This is a genomic window from Streptomyces sp. NPDC000878, assembly GCF_053599695.1.
The window spans coordinates 52142-68308 of the sequence record NZ_JBSFMT010000031.1; the positions used below are offsets into that span (position 1 = coordinate 52142).

Here is a 16167-nt window from a genome sequence, read left to right on the forward strand (position 1 = left end):
CACGCCCTGCTTTTAAGGGGCGCGGGGAACTGCGCGACCAGCCCCCACGGCGCCGCACCCGGCAAACAACAGAAACCAAATCCACGAGTAGCCCCACCCCCGACGCCCCCTCGCCCCAATGCCCCCTACGCAGCACACTTGACCAAGGCACCACCGAGGACAAGCCGTTGTCGTCAGATCGCTGTCAGAGGGGGACACACCATGCGGGACAGCCACCGGGCGGAAGCCGAGCGGCTGTTGGTCCGGGCCGTCGAGGAAGAGGTACGGCGGTCCGGGGGGCGTACGGACGGGGGCGTGCTGCTGACGCGGGCGCGCGGCGCGCTGGACGCCATGGCGCAGTCGTCCGCGGAGGAGTACGCGGCGTACACGCGGGCGCTCGACGAGGCGAAGGCCGGACAGCTCACGTTCGGGCAGCGGTACGCCCGGGAGGGCGCCGGAACTCCCTTGCTGGTGGCGGCCGTTGCGGCGGTCGCGGCAGGCGTCGCCGACCTGGCGCTCGGCACCGGCACGGGCACCGCCGTGGGCGCGGCGCTCACTGTGGGCGTCGTGGGCGCCGCCGCGACCGTCCTCAAGGTGACCGCCTCCCATGTGCCCGCCGCCCATCACCGGGCCGGCGCCGTGAGCCAGCCCGGCGGGCCCGAGCAGCTGCGGCTGACCTGGCTGACGGCGCTGGAGGTACGCGGCATCCGCCCGTTCCTCGACCAGCAGCGGGTGCTCAGCGCGTCCACCGGGCCGAAGAAGACGGGACCGAGGCTGCGCGGCAGCGACAAGAGCGCGGCGGCCCGCAGCCGTAGCGTCCTTGAGCAGTCGTTCGCCCAACTCCCGGACCCGGACGAGCCGTTCGCGGGCCGGCGCCAGGAGCTGGCCCGGATCCGGCAGTGGGTGCACGCGGCCCGGGCGAGTACGGAGACCCGGCCGACCCTGGTCGTGCTGCACGGCGCGTCCGGCAGTGGCCGCAGCGCGCTGGCGATCCACGCGGCGCACGATCTGCGGGACCAGTTCCGGGGCGCGTGCGTGGTGGATCTGCGCGGCGACAGCCGGGAGGAGCCGCCGCTGCCCACCCGCGACGCCCTCCTGCACCTGCTGAACCGGCTCGGCGCCTCCCGCGAACAGCTGCTCTTCCGTGAGCGTTCGTCACCGGACCAGCAGGTCAGAAGGCTGGGCGAGCTGTACCACCAGCACCTCACCAGGGTCCCGGTGACCATCGTCCTGGACGACGCCCAGGACCCCGAGCAGGTCCGCACCCTCATCCCCGAGCGCTCCGACAGCCTTGTCATCGCCACCACCCGGCAGCCCCTCGACCTCCCGGCCGATCTGCCCTTCTGGGTCCATCAACTGCCCGTCGAGGCCCTGGACGCGGCAGGCTCGGACGAACTGCTGAGCGCGTCCGCGCAAACAGAACCCGGGCCCCACGAGGCCGAATCCGCCGCCCGAATAAGGGAGTTGTGCGGCGGGCTACCGCTCGCGCTGCGCATCGCCGGTTCCGCGCTCGGCCCGCGCAGCCCGCGCCTGCTGGCGGCGGACCTGGGCGCGTACGGCCCCGTGGAGCCGGTCGAGCGGGTGCTGTGGCTGCGCTACACCGACCAGTCGGAGCAGGCCCGGCGGCTGCTGCGCAGGCTGGCGCTGGCCGGACGCGCCTCGCTGGGCGTCGCCGCTGCCGCGTCTCTGCTGGGCACGGATCAGACGGAGGCGACCCGTCAGCTGGACGCGCTCGCCCGCGCGGGCCTGATCGACCATGTCCGGGGCAGCCGTTACCGGCTGCACGACCTGGTCCGCGCCTTCGCGCAGGCCCGCCTCCTGGACGAGGAGGAACCGGCGGAGCGCACGGCCGCGCAGGAACGTCTCATCGTGAACTACGGCGAGCTGGCCGACTCGGTGCTGCGACTGGTCGACGGCAACATGTCGACCCGCTCGGACCGCTTCAGCCCGCACGGCTTCACCTCCCTCGACGAGGCGCTGCGCTGGCTGGACGACGAGTCGAGCTTCATCACGGCGACCCTGCGGCACGCGGAGGGCGTCAACCAGGCGGCCGTGCTCAACCTCCTGGGCGCCCTGTGCGACTACTGCCTGCTGCGCGGCGACCTCTACCGGCTCGGCGAGATCAGCGAGCTGGCGGAGTCCGTCGACCAGGGTCTGCTGGTCCGCTCGGTGCAGTGGCGTACGGGCATCGCGGCCCGTCAGCTGGGCGAGCTGGACAAGGCGCGTACGACGCTCACCTCGGTCGTCGAGCTGTACATGGAGGCCCATCATGACGCGGGCGCCGCCCGGGCCCTGTGCTCGCTCGGCATCACGCTGCACCACCAGGGCAACCTGGTCGAGGCGGCGGCCAAGCTCCAGGAGGCGCTGGATCTCCAGCAGGCCCCCGAACTGGCGACCGACCGCGCCTGGACGATGCACGCCCTCGCCGCCGTGGAACGCGACCGCTCCCGCCTCGCCGAGGCCTGGGACCTGCTGACCCGCTCCCTGGTCCTGCACCGCGAGGGCGAGTCGATCCACGGCGAGGCGTGGGCCCACTTCCAGCTCGGCCAGCTGGCCCTGCGGATGGGCGACGTACCGCGCGCCGAGACCGAACTGCGCACGGCCCTCGATCTGTACGGCCGTACGCGCGACGCCCGTGGCGAGGCCTGGGCCCTGACCCAGCTGGCGCGGGCCCGGCTGGTCGCCGGGGACGCGTCGGCGGCGGTGGACGGGCTGCGGCAGGCGGCGGCGGTCCACCGGGACAACGAGGACGCGCGCGGCGAGGCCTGGTCGGTCTACTACCTGGGCCAGTCCCTGGAGGAGACCGGCAACCTGGATCTGGCGGTCCGCGAGCTGGAACGTTCCCGCACGATGTTCTCCCGCATCCGGGACGTCTACGGCCTGGCCTGCGCCCGCCATCACTCGGCCCGGGTCACCCGGGACCAGCGGGCGGTCCAGACGGGCTCGCTGCGCAACTCGGGCTTCGCCCGGCAGCTCCTGGTGGACGCCCGCGCCGACTTCCAGCGCATCGGGGTGGCCCACGGCGAGGCCTGGACCTGTCTGGAGCTGGCGGTGGTCGACGCGGGCAACTCCCGCACCCAGCAGGCGCTCGCCCTGTGCGACGAGGCGATCGGCCTGTTCACCTCGTACGGCGACCGGCGCGGCGAGGACTGGGCCCGCTTCCTGCGCTGCACCCTGCTGCCGTACGCGGCCCCCGGCGGCGTCGACATCGGTACGGCCGTGGCCCAGGAGGAGCTGTCCCAGCTCTCCCGCGCCCGCCACCCGTCCCGCGACGAGAAGCTCGACGACTTCGCCGAGGCCTACCAGCTCCTTCTGGAGCGGGGTGTGGCCCTGGAGTCGGGCTGGCAGGCGTGGCGCCTGGGCATGATCCCGAACCGGCACGCCCGGGAGGTCATGGGGGTGCCGGTGGCGGCGGCCGGTCAGCGGTAGGGACGCGGAGGTGAGCCGCACCGGGTGCCGGGCACCCGGTGACACGCCTCACTCCCGCGGGGAACCCTTGGCCGCCGCCCCCTTGACGGCTTCCTTGGGTGCTTCCTCGACGGCACCGGAGGTCTCTTCGGCCTCCGGTGTCTCCTTGAACTCGATCCTGCCCATCTGCTTGTTCATCGACTTCATCAGGCCCCACACCGCGAGAGCCATCACCGCGAACACGATGAAGCCGAGGACACCGGGGGTCACCTTGTCCTCGTCGACCTCCGCCGCGAGCGGGACGAGATGCGTCATTGCCAGGCTTGCGCTTGCGCTCATGTCAGGCATTGTCGCGGATGCCCGCAAAGAGGTCGTCCTCGGGGAGGGAAGTGTCCACGAACGACTTCGCCAGCTCGTACTCCTCCGTCGGCCAGACCTCCCGCTGGAGCTCCAGCGGCACCCGGAACCAGCCCCCGTCGGGGTCGATCTGGGTGGCGTGCGCGAGCAGCGCCTTGTCACGGATCTCGTAGAACTCCGCGCACGGAACGTGCGTGGTCAGCGTGCGCTCGGTGCGCTCGAACTCCGACCACCGCTTCAGCCAGTCCCCGTACGGCGACTCCATCCCGCGCTCCAGCAGCGCGTTGTGCAGCGCCTCGGTACGCGGCCGGTTGAAGCCCTGGTTGTAGTACAGCTTCTGCGGCTGGTAGGCCGGGCCGTACTCCGACTCCGGGTAGGTCTCGGTGTCGGCCGCGCCCTCGAAGGCCACCATCGAGATCTTGTGGGTCATGATGTGGTCGGGGTGCGGGTACCCGCCGTTCTCGTCGTACGTCGTGATCACCTGCGGGCGGAACGAGCGGATCTGCTTGACCAGCTCCCCGGCCGCCTTGTCCACGTCCTCCAGGGCGAAGCAGCCTTCGGGGAGCGGGGGCAGCGGGTCGCCCTCCGGCAGGCCGGAGTCGACGAAGCCGAGCCACTCCTGCTTGATGCCGAGGATCTCGCGGGCCTCGTCCATCTCCTTCTTGCGTACCTCGTGGATGTGCTCCTCGATGTACTTGTCGCCCTGCAGCTTGGGGTTGAGGATGGAGCCGCGCTCCCCGCCGGTGCAGGTCACGACCAGCACGTCCACCCCCTCGGACACGTACTTCGCCATGGTGGCCGCACCCTTGCTCGACTCGTCGTCGGGGTGCGCGTGCACGGCCATCAGTCGCAGCTGGTCAGTCAAGACTCAATCCTCGTAAGTCGGCGCCCGGTGTGAACGGGTGCGATGAGCGGCTTCTATAGTGACCGAACCGAGCGGCCAATAATTCCGGGGCCCGGCTTTCCAGGGCCCGCGCGGAGAGGACGATCATGAGTACGGCGACCACGCGACCGCCCGAGGGACGGTACGGCCGCTCCACGGACGAGCGCGCCGACCGCAAGCTCAGGATCGCCGCCGCCGTCCTCGGAGGGGTACTGCTCGTCGTGCTCGGCTGGTTCGGCTACCACTATGTCGTCGGCAACAAGATCAGCGCCGAGATCATCACCTTCAAGACGTACAGCACCTCGGTGAAGGTTCACCTGGAGGTCCGCAAGGACTCCGGCACCAACGGCTACTGCACGGTCCGCTCCCAGGCCGAGAACGGCGCCGAGGTCGGCCGCGCCGACTTCCGCTTCGACGGCGACGCCACCCGGATCGACCAGGTCGTCACCCTCCGTACGACGTCCCAGGGCACCTCGGCCGAGCTGCTCGGCTGTCACGCCGACTGAGGCCGCCGCCAGGGCCTGGACCAGGGCCGTCATCGGGGTCACTCTCATCACATAAGCGCTGACCTGCGTCGATGTTTTTCTGATGGCTTATGTCCTCCCCCTGCCGCCGCCGAATTGTTAGGCTCGTGGTTTCGCCCATCCGAGAAGGAACATTCTTCTGGGTAGGGCGATGCTTTGTATTCCCAGTACCTACGAGGAGCACCTGTGACCCAGACCAGCGAGAACGTCACCTGGCTGACCCAGGAGGCGTACAACAAGCTCAAGAACGAGCTTGAGCACCTTACTGGTCCTGCGCGCACGGAGATCGCCGCCAAGATCGCCGCTGCGCGTGAGGAGGGCGACCTGCGCGAGAACGGCGGGTACCACGCGGCCAAGGAGGAGCAGGGCAAGCAGGAGCTCCGTGTGCGCCAGCTGACCCAGCTCCTGGAGAACGCGAAGGTCGGCGAGGCTCCGGCGGCGAACGGCGCGGTGGCGCCCGGCATGGTCGTGACCATCGCCTTCGACGGCGACGAGGACGACACGCTGACCTTCCTGCTCGCCTCCCGCGAGTACGCCAGCTCCGACATCGAGACCTACTCCCCGCAGTCCCCGCTGGGCCGCGGAGTGAGCGACAAGAAGGTCGGCTCGGACGCCCAGTACGAGCTGCCCAACGGCAAGCTCGCCTCCGTGAAGATCCTGAAGGCCGTCCCCTACCAGAGCTGAGGCTCCACCCCTTCGCAGTCCCCCGCATCAGCCCTTACGAGCCCCCGGCGCCTTTCCGACGCCGGGGGTTTCGTCATACCCGGGGCGCCGTCATACCGCGGCCGAGCGGTACTTGCGGACCGCCAGGGTCCTGAATATGAGGACGATCAGGACCGAGTAGATGACCGAGGCCCACACCGGGTGCTGCATGGGCCAGGCGTCCGACGGCGAGACTCCGGGGTTGCCGAACAGGACGCGGCAGGCCTGCACGGTGGCGCTGAACGGGTTCCAGTCGGCGACGTGCTGCAGCCAGGGAGTCATCCGGCTGGAGTCCACGAACGCGTTGGAAATGAAGGTCACCGGGAAGAGCCAGATCAGCCCGCCGGAGGTGGCTGCCTCCGGGGTGCGGACGCTCAGGCCGATGAGCGCCCCGATCCAGGTGAACGCATAGCCGAGGAGCAGCAGCAAGCCGAAGCCTGCCATGACCTTGCCGAAGTTGGTGGACACCTCGGAGCCGGGACGCCAGCCCACCAGAAGCGCGACCACGGCCAGGACGAGCAGGGTCAGCGCGGTCTGTACGAGGTCGGCGATGGTGCGACCGGTGAGCACCGCGCCACGGGCCATGGGCAGGGAGCGGAAGCGGTCCACGAGGCCCTTGTGCATGTCGTCGGCGATGCCCGCTCCGGCACTGGCGGTGGCGAAGGTGACAGTCTGCGCGAAGATGCCGGCCATCAGGAAGTTCTTGTAGACGTCCGCGTCGGTGGAGCCGCCGATGTTCATCGAGCCGCCGAAGACGTACGTGAAGAGGACCACGAACATGATCGGCTGGATCAGCCCGAAGACGATCATCTCGGGAATCCGGCTCATGCGGATCAGGTTCCTGCGGGCAATGACCAGGGAGTCGTTCACGGCGCTCACTTGACGGTCTCCTTTCCGCTCTGATTCCCGTCCTGTTTCCCGCCCGGCCTTCCGCTCTCCCGGCCGTTCTCCTCTTCCTTGACCTCGGCCAGGTGGCCCGTCAGGGAGAGGAAGACGTCGTCGAGGGTGGGGCGGCGCAGGCCTATGTCGTCGATCTCGATGCCGCGGGTGTCCAGTTCCCGGATGACCTCGGCGAGGAGCTTGGCGCCGCCGGTGACGGGCACGGTGAGCTTGCGCATGTGTTCCTGGACGGTGACCTCGCCCTGGCCCTTGCCGAAAGCGTTGAGCACCTCGGACGCGGTCGTCATGTGCTCGCGCTCGTGCACGACGACCTCGACGCGCTCGCCGCCGGTGCGGGCCTTGAGCTGGTCGGAGGTGCCGCGGGCGATGACCCGGCCGTGGTCGACCACCGCGATGTCGTGCGCGAGATGGTCGGCCTCCTCCAGATACTGGGTGGTCAGCAGCAGTGTCGTCCCGCCGGAGACCAACTGCTTGATGACCTCCCACAGTTGCTGGCGGTTGCGCGGGTCGAGTCCGGTCGTCGGCTCGTCCATGAACATCACCGGCGGCGAGACGACCAGGGCCGCCGCGAGGTCGAGCCGACGGCGCATACCGCCGGAATAGGTCTTCGCGGGGCGGTCGGCGGCGTCCGCGAGATGGAACTGCTCCAGCAGTTCGACCGCGCGGGCCTTCGCCGCCTTCGCCCTCATCTGGTACAGCTGACCGACCATCTGGAGGTTCTCGCGGCCGGTCAGATACTCGTCGACCGCCGCGAACTGGCCGGAGAGGCCGATCGAGCGGCGGACGGCGTCGGGGTGCTTCAGGACGTCGATGCCCGCGACGACCGCCGAGCCGCGGTCGGGCCGCAGCAGGGTCGTCAGACAGCGGACCGTGGTGGTCTTGCCCGCTCCGTTCGGCCCGAGCAGGCCGAGGACCGTGCCCTCCGGGACGTCCAGATCGACGCCGTCCAGAGCCCTTACGTCACCGAAGGTCTTCACCAGGCCTTCGGCATAGATGGCGCCTGGCATATCCGTTCTCCACGTCGTTGGGGATTACCGCAAGAAGCCTAGATTTTCTCGTTTGCCCCACCCGACGACCACGAGGAGCATGGGAGGGCAGGGCCTTCGCGTGACACACACCATAACGCGATGTATCGCGCCTCTCAATGCATTTTTCCCGGGTCCACCCGTCCGAGTGAGAGCAGCGCCCCGACCTCAGTCGATGACCGTGTAACCGGCCTCGCGCAGCGCCAGTCCGACCTCGGCGCAGTGCTCCGGACCCTTCGTCTCCAGGTGCAGTTCGACCTCCGCCTCCGTGAGCCCGAGCCGCGGATCGGTCCGGACATGGCTCACGTCGAGGACATTAGCGTCGACCACTGACAACACCCCGAGCAGAGTCGCGAGGGCGCCCGGCCGGTCCGTCAGCCGCAGCCGGACCGCCAGGTAGCGGCCCTGCGCCGCCATGCCGTGGCGCAGGATGCGCTCCAGGAGCACCGGGTCGACGTTGCCGCCGGACAGCACCGCGACGACCGGTCCCTCGAAGGCCCCCGGCTCACTCAGCAGCGCCGCGACCGGGCTCGCCCCCGCCGGTTCCACGACGAGCTTGGCGCGCTCCAGGCAGAGCAGCAGCGCGGCCGACAGCTCGTCCTCGCTGACCGTGCGGACCTCGTCCACCAGGTCGCCGATGATCCCGAACGGCACCGCGCCGGGCCGCCCGACCTTGATCCCGTCGGCCATCGTGACCGGGTTCGCGACCGACACCGGCCGCCCGGCCGCCAGCGAGGGCGGATACGCCGCCGCGCCCGCCGCCTGCACGCCCACGATCCGTACGTCGGGCCGCACCGACTTCACGGCGACCGCGATCCCCGCGGCCAGACCGCCGCCGCCGATCCCGACCACGATCGTGCGTACTTCGGGGCACTGTTCCAGGATCTCCAGGCCCACCGTGCCCTGCCCCGCGATGATGTCGGCGTGGTCGAAGGGGTGGATGAACACCGCGCCCGTCCGGTCCGCGTGCTCCTGGGCGGCGGCCAGCGTCTCGTCGACGACCTGCCCGTGCAGCCGCACCTCGGCGCCGTACTCACGGGTGGCACTGATCTTCGGGAGCGGGGCGCCGTGCGGCATGAACACCGTGGCACGCACCCCGAGCAGCGCCGATGCCAGCGCGACCCCCTGCGCGTGGTTGCCGGCACTGGCCGCGACGACACCGGCGGCCCGCTCCTCGGGCAGCAGCCCGGCGATACGGACGTACGCGCCCCGCAGTTTGAAGGAACCGGTCCGCTGGAGGTTCTCGCACTTGAAGTGGACCGGCGCGCCCACCAGCTGGGTCAGATGCCTGCTGCCCTCCATGGCCGTCACCCGCGCCACGCCCAGGAGCATCTTCTGTGCACCGCGTACGTCGTCGAGAGTGACAGGCCTCGGGGAGCGCAAGGAGTCAGCCGTGCTGTAGCTCATGACTCAAGTCTCGCAGTTCACAGGCGCGGACTCGCGGTGTGACCAAGCTCCGAGACCGGTTTCCGCAGCGTCGGTACGGCCCGCCTTCCGGCCGCGTACCCTGTCCCCCAACCCAGCACCCCCTTTCATGAAGTGAGCCCCCGGCCATGCCCACAACACCTGAAATGTCGATGGACATGACGACCGTCGGTGACACCGGTCTCCTCGACACGTTGCAGCACGAGGTCGCGGTGTTCGCGCGCCGTGCCGAACAGACCCGGCTCGGGGGAGTCGGGCAGGTGCGCAACTCGATGGACCGCGCCGCGTATCTGCTGCTCAACCGCCTCGACAAGGAAGGCCCGATGGGCGTCAAGGCGCTCGCCGCGAGCATGGGCATCGACTCGTCGACGGTCACCCGGCAGGTGGCGCCGCTCGTCGACACGGGCCTCGTCAAGCGCACCTCGCACCCCGAGGACGGGCGCGCGGTGGTCCTGCAACTGTCCCCGCGCGGGCTGTCACGGCTGGAGGAAGTACGGTCGTCGAGGCGCCAGTTGATGGCCGAGCTGACGCAGGAGTGGACACCGGAGGAGCGCGACGCGTTCTGCACGCTCCTCACGCGCTTCAACACAGCGCTCTCGGCCCGTCAGGCCGCCCAGGGCATCCCGGTGGGGGAACCGGAGTCCGCTTCCTGAGCACCGCCTGCTTCCCGACTCTTGACCGGCGGGCGACATCTGGCCTCAGATGAGACCGGGTCCTTGTCGTACGGCGGGAGGCGCGGTGCGAGAACGGCAGGTGTCCCAGGGTGCCGGCCGGGCCAGGGACTTCGAGGCGTTCGTCGCGGGAGCGGCGGGCCGGCTGCTGCACGCCGCCACGCTGCTCACGGCTGAGGCGCCGCACGACAACCCGCGCGCGCGGCGCCTGCTCACGTACGCCTTCGCGCACACGTACGCGTGCTGGGACCGGATGCGCGGCGAGGACCCGTACGACAGGACCCGCCAGTATCTGGCCGTCCGCTTCGCGCGCGGGGCGTGGCACCAGTACGGCGGTCTCGGCCGGGCCCGCCCGCATCCCGGCAGCGCCCTGGCCGTGCTCACCCCCCAGCAGCGGCTGATCATGGTCCTGCGGCTGTACGAGGGGGTCGGCGAGGAGCAGACGGCTGCGCTGCTCGGCCTGCCCACGGAGCGCGTGCACGCGATCTGCGACCGGGCGACGGCGACGCTGCTGCATCCGCCGCGCAAGCCGGCGCCCACGGTGGCCGGGCGGAAGGTGGTGCCGTCGTGAGCCGCCGGGACCGGGAGGCCGCCGCGCGGCACCTCATGGAGGGCACGCCGCCTCCGGTGCCGCCCGACCTGTACGTGGAGGTCGTACGGCGTGGCAGCCGCATGCTGCGGCGCAGACGGGCGGTACGGCGGCTGATGTGGCTGCTGCTGTGCGCCGCGGTGGTCGTCTTCGCGGTGTGGGCGGCGACGGTCCAGCCCTGGGTGGAGCCGCCGTCGGAGACGACTCCACCCCTGACGGGCTGGTGAGGCGGGGGTAGGTCAGCCGAGGGCCTGCTGGAGGTCCTCCAGGAGGTCGTCGACGTTCTCGATGCCCACGGAGAGGCGTACGAGGTCGCCCGGGACCTCCAGGGCCGATCCGGCGACGGACGCGTGCGTCATGCGTCCCGGGTGCTCGATCAGGGACTCCACGCCGCCGAGGGACTCGCCGAGGGTGAACACCTTGGCGCGGTTGCAGACCTCGACGGCCGCCTCCTCGCCGCCCTGGACCTGGAACGACACCATGCCGCCGAACGACCGCATCTGCTTGGCGGCGACCTCGTGACCAGGGTGCTCCGGGAGCCCCGGGTACAGAACACGCGTCACGCGCGCGTGCCGGGTGAGCATGTCGGCGACCTTGGTGGCGTTCTCGCTGTGCCGGTCCATCCGTACGGAGAGCGTCTTGGCGCCGCGCAGCACCAGCCAGGAGTCGAAGGGCCCGGCGACCGCGCCCATGGCGTTCTGGTGGTACGCCAGCTCCTCGCCGAGTTCCTGGTCGGCGGTGATCAGCGCGCCGCCGACGACGTCCGAGTGGCCGCCCATGTACTTGGTCAGCGAGTGCACGACGACGTCCGCGCCGAGCGCCAGCGGCTGCTGGAGGTAGGGCGTGGCGAAGGTGTTGTCGACGACGAGCCGGGCGCCGGCCTCGCGGGCGATCTGGGCGACGGCGGCGATGTCGGTGATGCCGAGGAGGGGGTTGGAGGGCGTCTCCACCCACACGGCCTTGGTCTTCGGGGTGAGCGCGGCCCGTACGGCGGCGGGGTCGCTGGTGTCGGCGACCGACCACTCCACGCCCCACCGGGCGACGACCTTCGCGAACAGCCGGAACGTGCCGCCGTACGCGTCGTTGGGGATGACCACGTGGTCGCCGGGGCTGAGCAGCGTACGCAACAGGCAGTCCTCGGCCGCCAGTCCGGACGCGAACGCGAGACCACGGCGACCGCCCTCCAGGGCCGCGAGGTTCTCTTCGAGGGCGGTACGGGTCGGATTGGCGCTGCGGCTGTACTCGTAACCGCCGCGCAGCCCGCCGACGCCGTCCTGCTTGTAGGTCGAGACCTGGTAGATCGGCGGGACGACCGCGCCGGTGAGGGGATCCGCGGTGTTGCCCGCGTGGATCGCGAGGGTCTCGAAGTGCTGACTGATGTGCCTGTCGCTCATGAGGACCGAGCGTAGTCCGCTCACGGGATTGGTGACGGCCACTGGGGGCGAGGAAATCCGGGCAGCCGTGGGCCTTGCCTTGGACCGGGTTGGCCAATTGTCAGACCCGTCTGGTTCGCTTGTGGCATGCAGATTCTCTGGGTCCTGATGGCGCTGGTCATGATCGGCTTCGTGGTGTTGCCGCTCGTGCGGCGCAGGCGTGCCGGTATTCAGCAGGTCGCGCCCGGTGACCCGGACGCGGCGGACCCGGCGAACTACGGCTTCGCCCGGCAGGAGGCGCTGGACATCCGGATGCCCGGCCCCGACCAGGATCTGCTTGATGTCCTTGACGTCGTGCAGCGTTCGCAGGACTACAGAGCGGCGTCGCAGCTGCTCATCGGCACCGAGAAGGACGGCGAGCGGCGCTGGCAGCGCGTGCAGGCCTTCGCGGGCGCCGCGTCGCTGGAGCTGCAGCAGCGCCCCGGCGGGGTGAGCGAGTCGCCGGGCGGGCAGTGGCTGCGGGTGTGGCGGACGGAGGCGCCCAAGGACGCGGGCGGCGCGGCCGTGCACGCGGAGTTCCTGGTGCAGCAGGCGTGGCGGACGTCGACGCCCGGCACGGACGAGTTCCGGATCATCATGGAGGAGGCGAAGGCGGCGTGCGACGAGGCGGCGCTCCTCTCCCCCGGTGACCCCGTCCCGTACATCGTCGAGCTGTCGGTGGCACGCGGACTGGCGTACTCCCGGCCGGAGTTCGAGCAGCTCTGGCTGAAGATCCTCGACCGCGCGCCGGAGCACATGGGGGCGCATCTCGCGGCCCTGCACTACTGGTGCGAGAAGTGGCACGGCTCGCGCGAGCTGGCGATGTCGTTCGCGGAAGCGGCGGCGGCCCGGGCCCCGCAGGGCTCGCTGCTGGCGGCGATGCCTTTGTTCGCGGTGTTCGAGCACCTCCCCGAGGTGAACCTGGTCAGCGGTTTCTACCAGAGCGAGGTCGTGACGAAGGCGGTCCACGGCGCGCTGTTCGCGGTCCACGCAGCCCGCCCGGACGACCCGATGCTGGCCCACGTACGCCACCTGCTGATCTTCTTCCTGGTGCGCTCCGAGCGCTGGGCGGAGGCCATGAACCAGCTGGTGCACGTCGACGGCCATGTGGGCGCCCTCCCGTGGACCCTCACCGCCGACCCGGCGGCCGAGTTCGCGATCTACCGCGCGCTGGCGGTGGCGGGGTACGAGGCGAACGGGGGAAGCCCGGCGACGCTGCTGCGGTGAGGCGAGGCGAGGTCGGGAGGTGAGACAGGGGGCTGGAGGGGCTCCCTCGTAGCCCCTCCACACCAACCCCCCTGGGGTAGCGGGGGGCGTACATACACACCCTCAGGGGACATGAGCGTCCGGTGGCATGGCCATGTCTTGCCTGCCACCGTGCCCGTACGCGATACTCCGCTTTCCCCCACCCGCCGGTCATGACCCCACCGCTCGGCCGCGCGCCCTTTCCACCGTCCCCGTTCCCCGTGGAGGGATCCCGGCCCGATGGGCTCGACCCTGCGCGCGCTGCGCGCTCTCGTACTGCTCGCCGGCTTCTATCTGCTCGGCGTGCTCCTGCTGGCGGTGCTCGCCGGCGCCGACTACCTGCTCTTCGCGCACACCCCGGCCGCCGTCGCGACGAAGCTGGCCGTCGTCTCCGTACTGCTGGCGGTTCCGCTGGTCCGCGGGCTGCTGATGCTCCGTACGCCGAAGGGCGAGGAGCCTTCCGGGCTGCCCGTCACGGAGGCCGACGAGCCCGAACTCTGGCGTACCGTGCGGGAGTTGGCCGACCAGGTCGGCACCCGCGCCCCGTCCCGCATCGTCCTCATGGGCGACGCCAACGCCGCCGTCAGCGAGGACGCACGGCTGCTCGGCCTGTTCCCCGGGCCGCGCCGGCTCTACCTCGGCGTACCCCTCATGCAGGGTCTGACCGAGGCCCAGCTGCGCGCGGTCCTCGCCCATGAACTCGGCCACTACGCCGGCTCCGACACCCGCCTCGCCGCCCTCACCCTGCGCGGACGTACCCAACTCCTGCGCACGATACGGAACTTCGAGGAGCGCGCGGGCAGCACGGAGGCCCGGGAACGCACCCGGCAGGAGCGGAAGAACGCCAAGGCCGAGGCGAAGGGCAAGGAGACGCGGGAGGTCGACACGGGCCACGCGGGCGTCACGTACCGCGCGATGGCCCGGATCTACACCGCGTACGCCAAGCTGTACCTGCGCGCCACGCTCGCCGACTCCCGCCGCCAGGAGTACGCCGCCGACGCCTCGGCCGCCCGGATCGCCGGCCGCGACGCCACCGCGTCCGCACTGCGCGAAATCCCGGTCCTGGAGGGCGCGTTCGGGTTCTACGTGCGCTGCTACGCCACCCTCGGCACCGACGCCCGGCTACTGCCGCCGCCCGGTGAGGTGTTCGGCGGCTTCGGCCGGATGCTCTCCGCCCGTCAGCTCGAACTGGCGGGCCTGCGCAGCGAGTTGCCGACGGAGCCGACATCGCCGTACGACTCCCATCCGCCGATCGCCGACCGCGTACGCCGTATCGAGCTGCTCCCCGCCGACGGCCGCGCGGACGAAGCCCACGGCGCGGCCATCGCGCTCCTGGCCGACGAGGAGCGGGCGTACGCGGCGCTGGAGGACGCGGTACTGACGGACGAGGTACGGCAGTTCAGGCGTACCGCCGACTGGCAGGACCTCCTCGACGGCGCGATGGCGGCCAACCTCGCCGCGCTCAACACCCCGTTGCACCGGGCACTGGCCCTGTACACGAAGGCCGGCCCGACTCTCCCGGCCCTTCTCACCCTCATCGACGACGGCCAACTGTGGCAGCTGGCCCGCCGGTTGCCGCTGTCGGACGAGGCGGTCGCGGCGAAGGGGCGGGCGTTCCGTGAGTTCGTACGCCCGACGCTGCACAACTCGCTGCACAGCATGGTGATGGCGGAGTTCAGCGCGCGGTCGCGGATGCGCTGGGAGTTCTCCTGGGAGCAGTCGGCGAAGGCGCGGCTGCTCCCGGCGCCGGGCAGCGGTACACCGGCCGATAGCCCTTCCGAGCTCGACGCCTCGATCGGCGCGGCGGTGGACAGGGCCCTCGCCGACCACCCGGACACCGCCCCGCTGCGCGCCCTGCTTCCCCCCGCTCCCCGCTCCCCCCGAGAAACGGACGCCCCCCGATGACCGTACTGCTGTGGATTCTGGGCGTCCTGGCCGTGCCCACGCTGATCGTGGTGTTGTGGCTGGGCGGGGTGGTCGTGAAGGAGTTCTTCGTCCAGGTGACGGCGACGGGTGCGGAGGCCGCCGCGCAGCTCGGGTTCCTGTCGGCCGAGCGACAGAACACGGAGTACGCAGGGCCGCTGCCGGAAGGCTGGGAGACGGCGCTCGACGCGGTGCGGGGCGGGGGCAACGGCGGCTGGAAAGCAGCCGCGGAACTGCTGCGGGGTATCGGCCAGGACTGGGAACGCCGTTCCCTCGCCTCGTATCTGCTGGCGGAGATCGCGGCCGGGGACGACGGCTGGCTGCTCGCCTGGGAGGCCGAAGGCCCCCAGGGCACCGGCGACCCGGACGCGGCCCTGGTCCGCGCCCGCAGCACGGTGATCCTCGCCTGGGACATCCGGGGCGACAAGCTGGCCCGCCACACGACGGGCGAACAGTTCGCGGGCTTCCACCGGCTGCTGCAGCGCTCCCGCGAGGAGATAGCCAGGGCCGCGGCGCTCAACCCCGACGACCCGACCCCGTACGTCACGGAGATCTGGACCGCGCTCGGGCTCGGCTACCCGCACTCCGAGATGGACAAGCTGTGGTCGGAACTCACCGCCCGCGACCCGCACCACTACGAGGCCCACTTCTCGGCGCTGCAGTACTGGTGCAAGAAGTGGCGTGGCTCGGAGCAGATGGCGACGGAGTTCGCCGAGCGGGCGGTGGCGTCCGCTCCCCTGGGCAGCCTGTTGACCGTCCTCCCCCTGATCGTCCACTTCGAGCACGACGGCTCGGTCGGCAGTGCCACCGACCGCACCCCCGAGATGATCGCCCGGGTCGACGCCGGCCTGGCCGACGCCGCAGCCGCCGACCCGGCACACCCGCGCCTCCCGGAGCTGCGGCACCTGCTGGCGTACTACCTCTCCCGCCAGGACCGCGACGAGGCCGCCGTCGAGCAGTTCAAGCTGGTGGACGGGTACGTGAATGCGCTGCCATGGCGCTACGACGACGGGATGACGGCGCGCTACTGCCGTCTCCGGAACCAGTCCGCGCAGGCAGCCGTATCGGCGGCAAGGTACGAGTAGGCGGAGGCGCGCCGACCACTTCGGACCCGGTCGGCGGAG

The 16167-nt window shown here is 70.9% G+C and carries 15 protein-coding genes; 9 read left to right on the forward strand and 6 right to left on the reverse strand.

The window, feature by feature from the left end:
- Positions 1 to 201 precede the first annotated feature (201 nt).
- Positions 202 to 3408 carry a tetratricopeptide repeat protein gene (locus ACWDR4_RS26005; RefSeq protein ID WP_450412129.1) on the forward strand — a complete coding sequence of 1069 codons (3207 nt, stop codon included), beginning with the start codon at positions 202 to 204 and terminating at the stop codon, positions 3406 to 3408.
- A gap of 48 nt (positions 3409 to 3456) precedes the next feature.
- Here ACWDR4_RS26005 and ACWDR4_RS26010 read toward each other — a convergent pair whose 3' ends face one another.
- Both ACWDR4_RS26010 and mca read right to left on the reverse strand, forming a co-directional pair.
- Positions 3457 to 3735: a hypothetical protein gene (locus ACWDR4_RS26010; protein WP_450412131.1), complete on the reverse strand. Its 279-nt coding sequence runs from the start codon at positions 3733 to 3735 to the stop codon at positions 3457 to 3459.
- Positions 3728 to 4588, reverse strand: coding sequence for a mycothiol conjugate amidase Mca (gene mca, locus ACWDR4_RS26015; protein WP_450412204.1), 861 nt, complete (start codon positions 4586 to 4588; stop codon positions 3728 to 3730). Before mca ends, ACWDR4_RS26010 begins: the two co-directional genes overlap by 8 nt.
- Positions 4589 to 4734: 146 nt before the next feature.
- On the opposite strand from mca, the gene ACWDR4_RS26020 reads away from it, so the two are divergent.
- Together ACWDR4_RS26020 and greA are read left to right on the forward strand one after the other, a co-directional pair.
- Positions 4735 to 5133, forward strand: a complete 399-nt coding sequence (locus tag ACWDR4_RS26020) for a DUF4307 domain-containing protein (protein WP_450412132.1) — start codon at positions 4735 to 4737, stop codon at positions 5131 to 5133.
- A gap of 204 nt (positions 5134 to 5337) precedes the next feature.
- Positions 5338 to 5835: a transcription elongation factor GreA gene (greA, locus tag ACWDR4_RS26025; RefSeq protein ID WP_450412133.1), complete on the forward strand. Its 498-nt coding sequence runs from the start codon at positions 5338 to 5340 to the stop codon at positions 5833 to 5835.
- Positions 5836 to 5925: 90 nt separating this feature from the next.
- Here the strand turns inward: greA and ACWDR4_RS26030 are convergent, their stop codons facing one another.
- The 3 genes from ACWDR4_RS26030 to ilvA form a co-directional block, all read right to left on the reverse strand.
- Entirely contained in the window at positions 5926 to 6732 is an 807-nt protein-coding gene (locus ACWDR4_RS26030; RefSeq protein WP_450412134.1) for an ABC transporter permease, read from the reverse strand.
- Positions 6729 to 7760 carry an ATP-binding cassette domain-containing protein gene (locus ACWDR4_RS26035; RefSeq protein WP_450412136.1) on the reverse strand — a complete coding sequence of 344 codons (1032 nt, stop codon included), beginning with the start codon at positions 7758 to 7760 and terminating at the stop codon, positions 6729 to 6731. Before ACWDR4_RS26035 ends, ACWDR4_RS26030 begins: the two co-directional genes overlap by 4 nt.
- A gap of 186 nt (positions 7761 to 7946) precedes the next feature.
- Complete coding sequence (gene ilvA / locus ACWDR4_RS26040) at positions 7947 to 9185, reverse strand: threonine ammonia-lyase (protein WP_450412138.1); 1239 nt, start codon at positions 9183 to 9185, stop codon at positions 7947 to 7949.
- Positions 9186 to 9349: 164 nt separating this feature from the next.
- Here ilvA and ACWDR4_RS26045 point away from each other — a divergent pair, with 164 nt between their 5' ends.
- The 3 genes from ACWDR4_RS26045 to ACWDR4_RS26055 all read left to right on the forward strand — a co-directional run bounded on the left by ACWDR4_RS26045 (position 9350) and on the right by ACWDR4_RS26055 (position 10690).
- The gene (locus ACWDR4_RS26045) at positions 9350 to 9856 is read left to right on the forward strand and encodes a MarR family winged helix-turn-helix transcriptional regulator (RefSeq protein WP_450412139.1); all 507 of its coding nucleotides are present in this window, start codon (positions 9350 to 9352) and stop codon (positions 9854 to 9856) included.
- Positions 9857 to 9941: 85 nt separating this feature from the next.
- The gene (locus tag ACWDR4_RS26050) at positions 9942 to 10445 is read left to right on the forward strand and encodes a sigma factor-like helix-turn-helix DNA-binding protein (RefSeq protein WP_450412140.1); all 504 of its coding nucleotides are present in this window, start codon (positions 9942 to 9944) and stop codon (positions 10443 to 10445) included.
- Positions 10442 to 10690 (forward strand): hypothetical protein, encoded by a 249-nt coding sequence (locus tag ACWDR4_RS26055; RefSeq protein ID WP_450412142.1) that lies wholly within the window; start codon positions 10442 to 10444, stop codon positions 10688 to 10690. Before ACWDR4_RS26050 ends, ACWDR4_RS26055 begins: the two co-directional genes overlap by 4 nt.
- 12 nt (positions 10691 to 10702) lie before the next feature.
- On the opposite strand, the gene ACWDR4_RS26060 is transcribed toward ACWDR4_RS26055, so the two are convergent.
- A complete protein-coding gene (locus ACWDR4_RS26060; protein ID WP_450412144.1) occupies positions 10703 to 11857 on the reverse strand; it encodes a cystathionine gamma-synthase in 1155 nt (384 codons plus the stop codon).
- A 126-nt stretch (positions 11858 to 11983) separates the two neighbouring features.
- Between ACWDR4_RS26060 and ACWDR4_RS26065 the strand changes: the two genes are divergently transcribed.
- The 3 genes from ACWDR4_RS26065 to ACWDR4_RS26075 all read left to right on the forward strand — a co-directional run bounded on the left by ACWDR4_RS26065 (position 11984) and on the right by ACWDR4_RS26075 (position 16128).
- Complete coding sequence (locus ACWDR4_RS26065) at positions 11984 to 13102, forward strand: hypothetical protein (RefSeq protein ID WP_450412146.1); 1119 nt, start codon at positions 11984 to 11986, stop codon at positions 13100 to 13102.
- A 258-nt stretch (positions 13103 to 13360) separates the two neighbouring features.
- Positions 13361 to 15025: a M48 family metalloprotease gene (locus tag ACWDR4_RS26070; RefSeq protein ID WP_450412148.1), complete on the forward strand. Its 1665-nt coding sequence runs from the start codon at positions 13361 to 13363 to the stop codon at positions 15023 to 15025.
- Positions 15022 to 16128 carry a hypothetical protein gene (locus ACWDR4_RS26075; protein WP_450412150.1) on the forward strand — a complete coding sequence of 369 codons (1107 nt, stop codon included), beginning with the start codon at positions 15022 to 15024 and terminating at the stop codon, positions 16126 to 16128. Before ACWDR4_RS26070 ends, ACWDR4_RS26075 begins: the two co-directional genes overlap by 4 nt.
- The last annotated feature ends 39 nt before the right edge of the window (positions 16129 to 16167 follow it).

Excerpts from the sequence above, each read along its gene's own strand:
- ACWDR4_RS26065 (WP_450412146.1), top strand. The coding sequence starts at position 11,984 with ATGCAGATTCTCTGGGTCCTGATGGCGCTGGTCATGATCGGCTTCGTG.
- ACWDR4_RS26020 (WP_450412132.1), top strand. The coding sequence starts at position 4,735 with ATGAGTACGGCGACCACGCGACCGCCCGAGGGACGGTACGGCCGCTCC.
- ACWDR4_RS26005 (WP_450412129.1), top strand. The coding sequence starts at position 202 with ATGCGGGACAGCCACCGGGCGGAAGCCGAGCGGCTGTTGGTCCGGGCC.
- ACWDR4_RS26075 (WP_450412150.1), top strand. The coding sequence starts at position 15,022 with ATGACCGTACTGCTGTGGATTCTGGGCGTCCTGGCCGTGCCCACGCTG.
- ACWDR4_RS26060 (WP_450412144.1), bottom strand. The coding sequence starts at position 11,857 with ATGAGCGACAGGCACATCAGTCAGCACTTCGAGACCCTCGCGATCCAC.
- mca (WP_450412204.1), bottom strand. The coding sequence starts at position 4,588 with ATGGCCGTGCACGCGCACCCCGACGACGAGTCGAGCAAGGGTGCGGCC.
- ACWDR4_RS26010 (WP_450412131.1), bottom strand. The coding sequence starts at position 3,735 with ATGCCTGACATGAGCGCAAGCGCAAGCCTGGCAATGACGCATCTCGTC.
- ACWDR4_RS26035 (WP_450412136.1), bottom strand. The coding sequence starts at position 7,760 with ATGCCAGGCGCCATCTATGCCGAAGGCCTGGTGAAGACCTTCGGTGAC.
- ACWDR4_RS26045 (WP_450412139.1), top strand. The coding sequence starts at position 9,350 with ATGTCGATGGACATGACGACCGTCGGTGACACCGGTCTCCTCGACACG.
- ilvA (WP_450412138.1), bottom strand. The coding sequence starts at position 9,185 with ATGAGCTACAGCACGGCTGACTCCTTGCGCTCCCCGAGGCCTGTCACT.
- ACWDR4_RS26070 (WP_450412148.1), top strand. The coding sequence starts at position 13,361 with ATGGGCTCGACCCTGCGCGCGCTGCGCGCTCTCGTACTGCTCGCCGGC.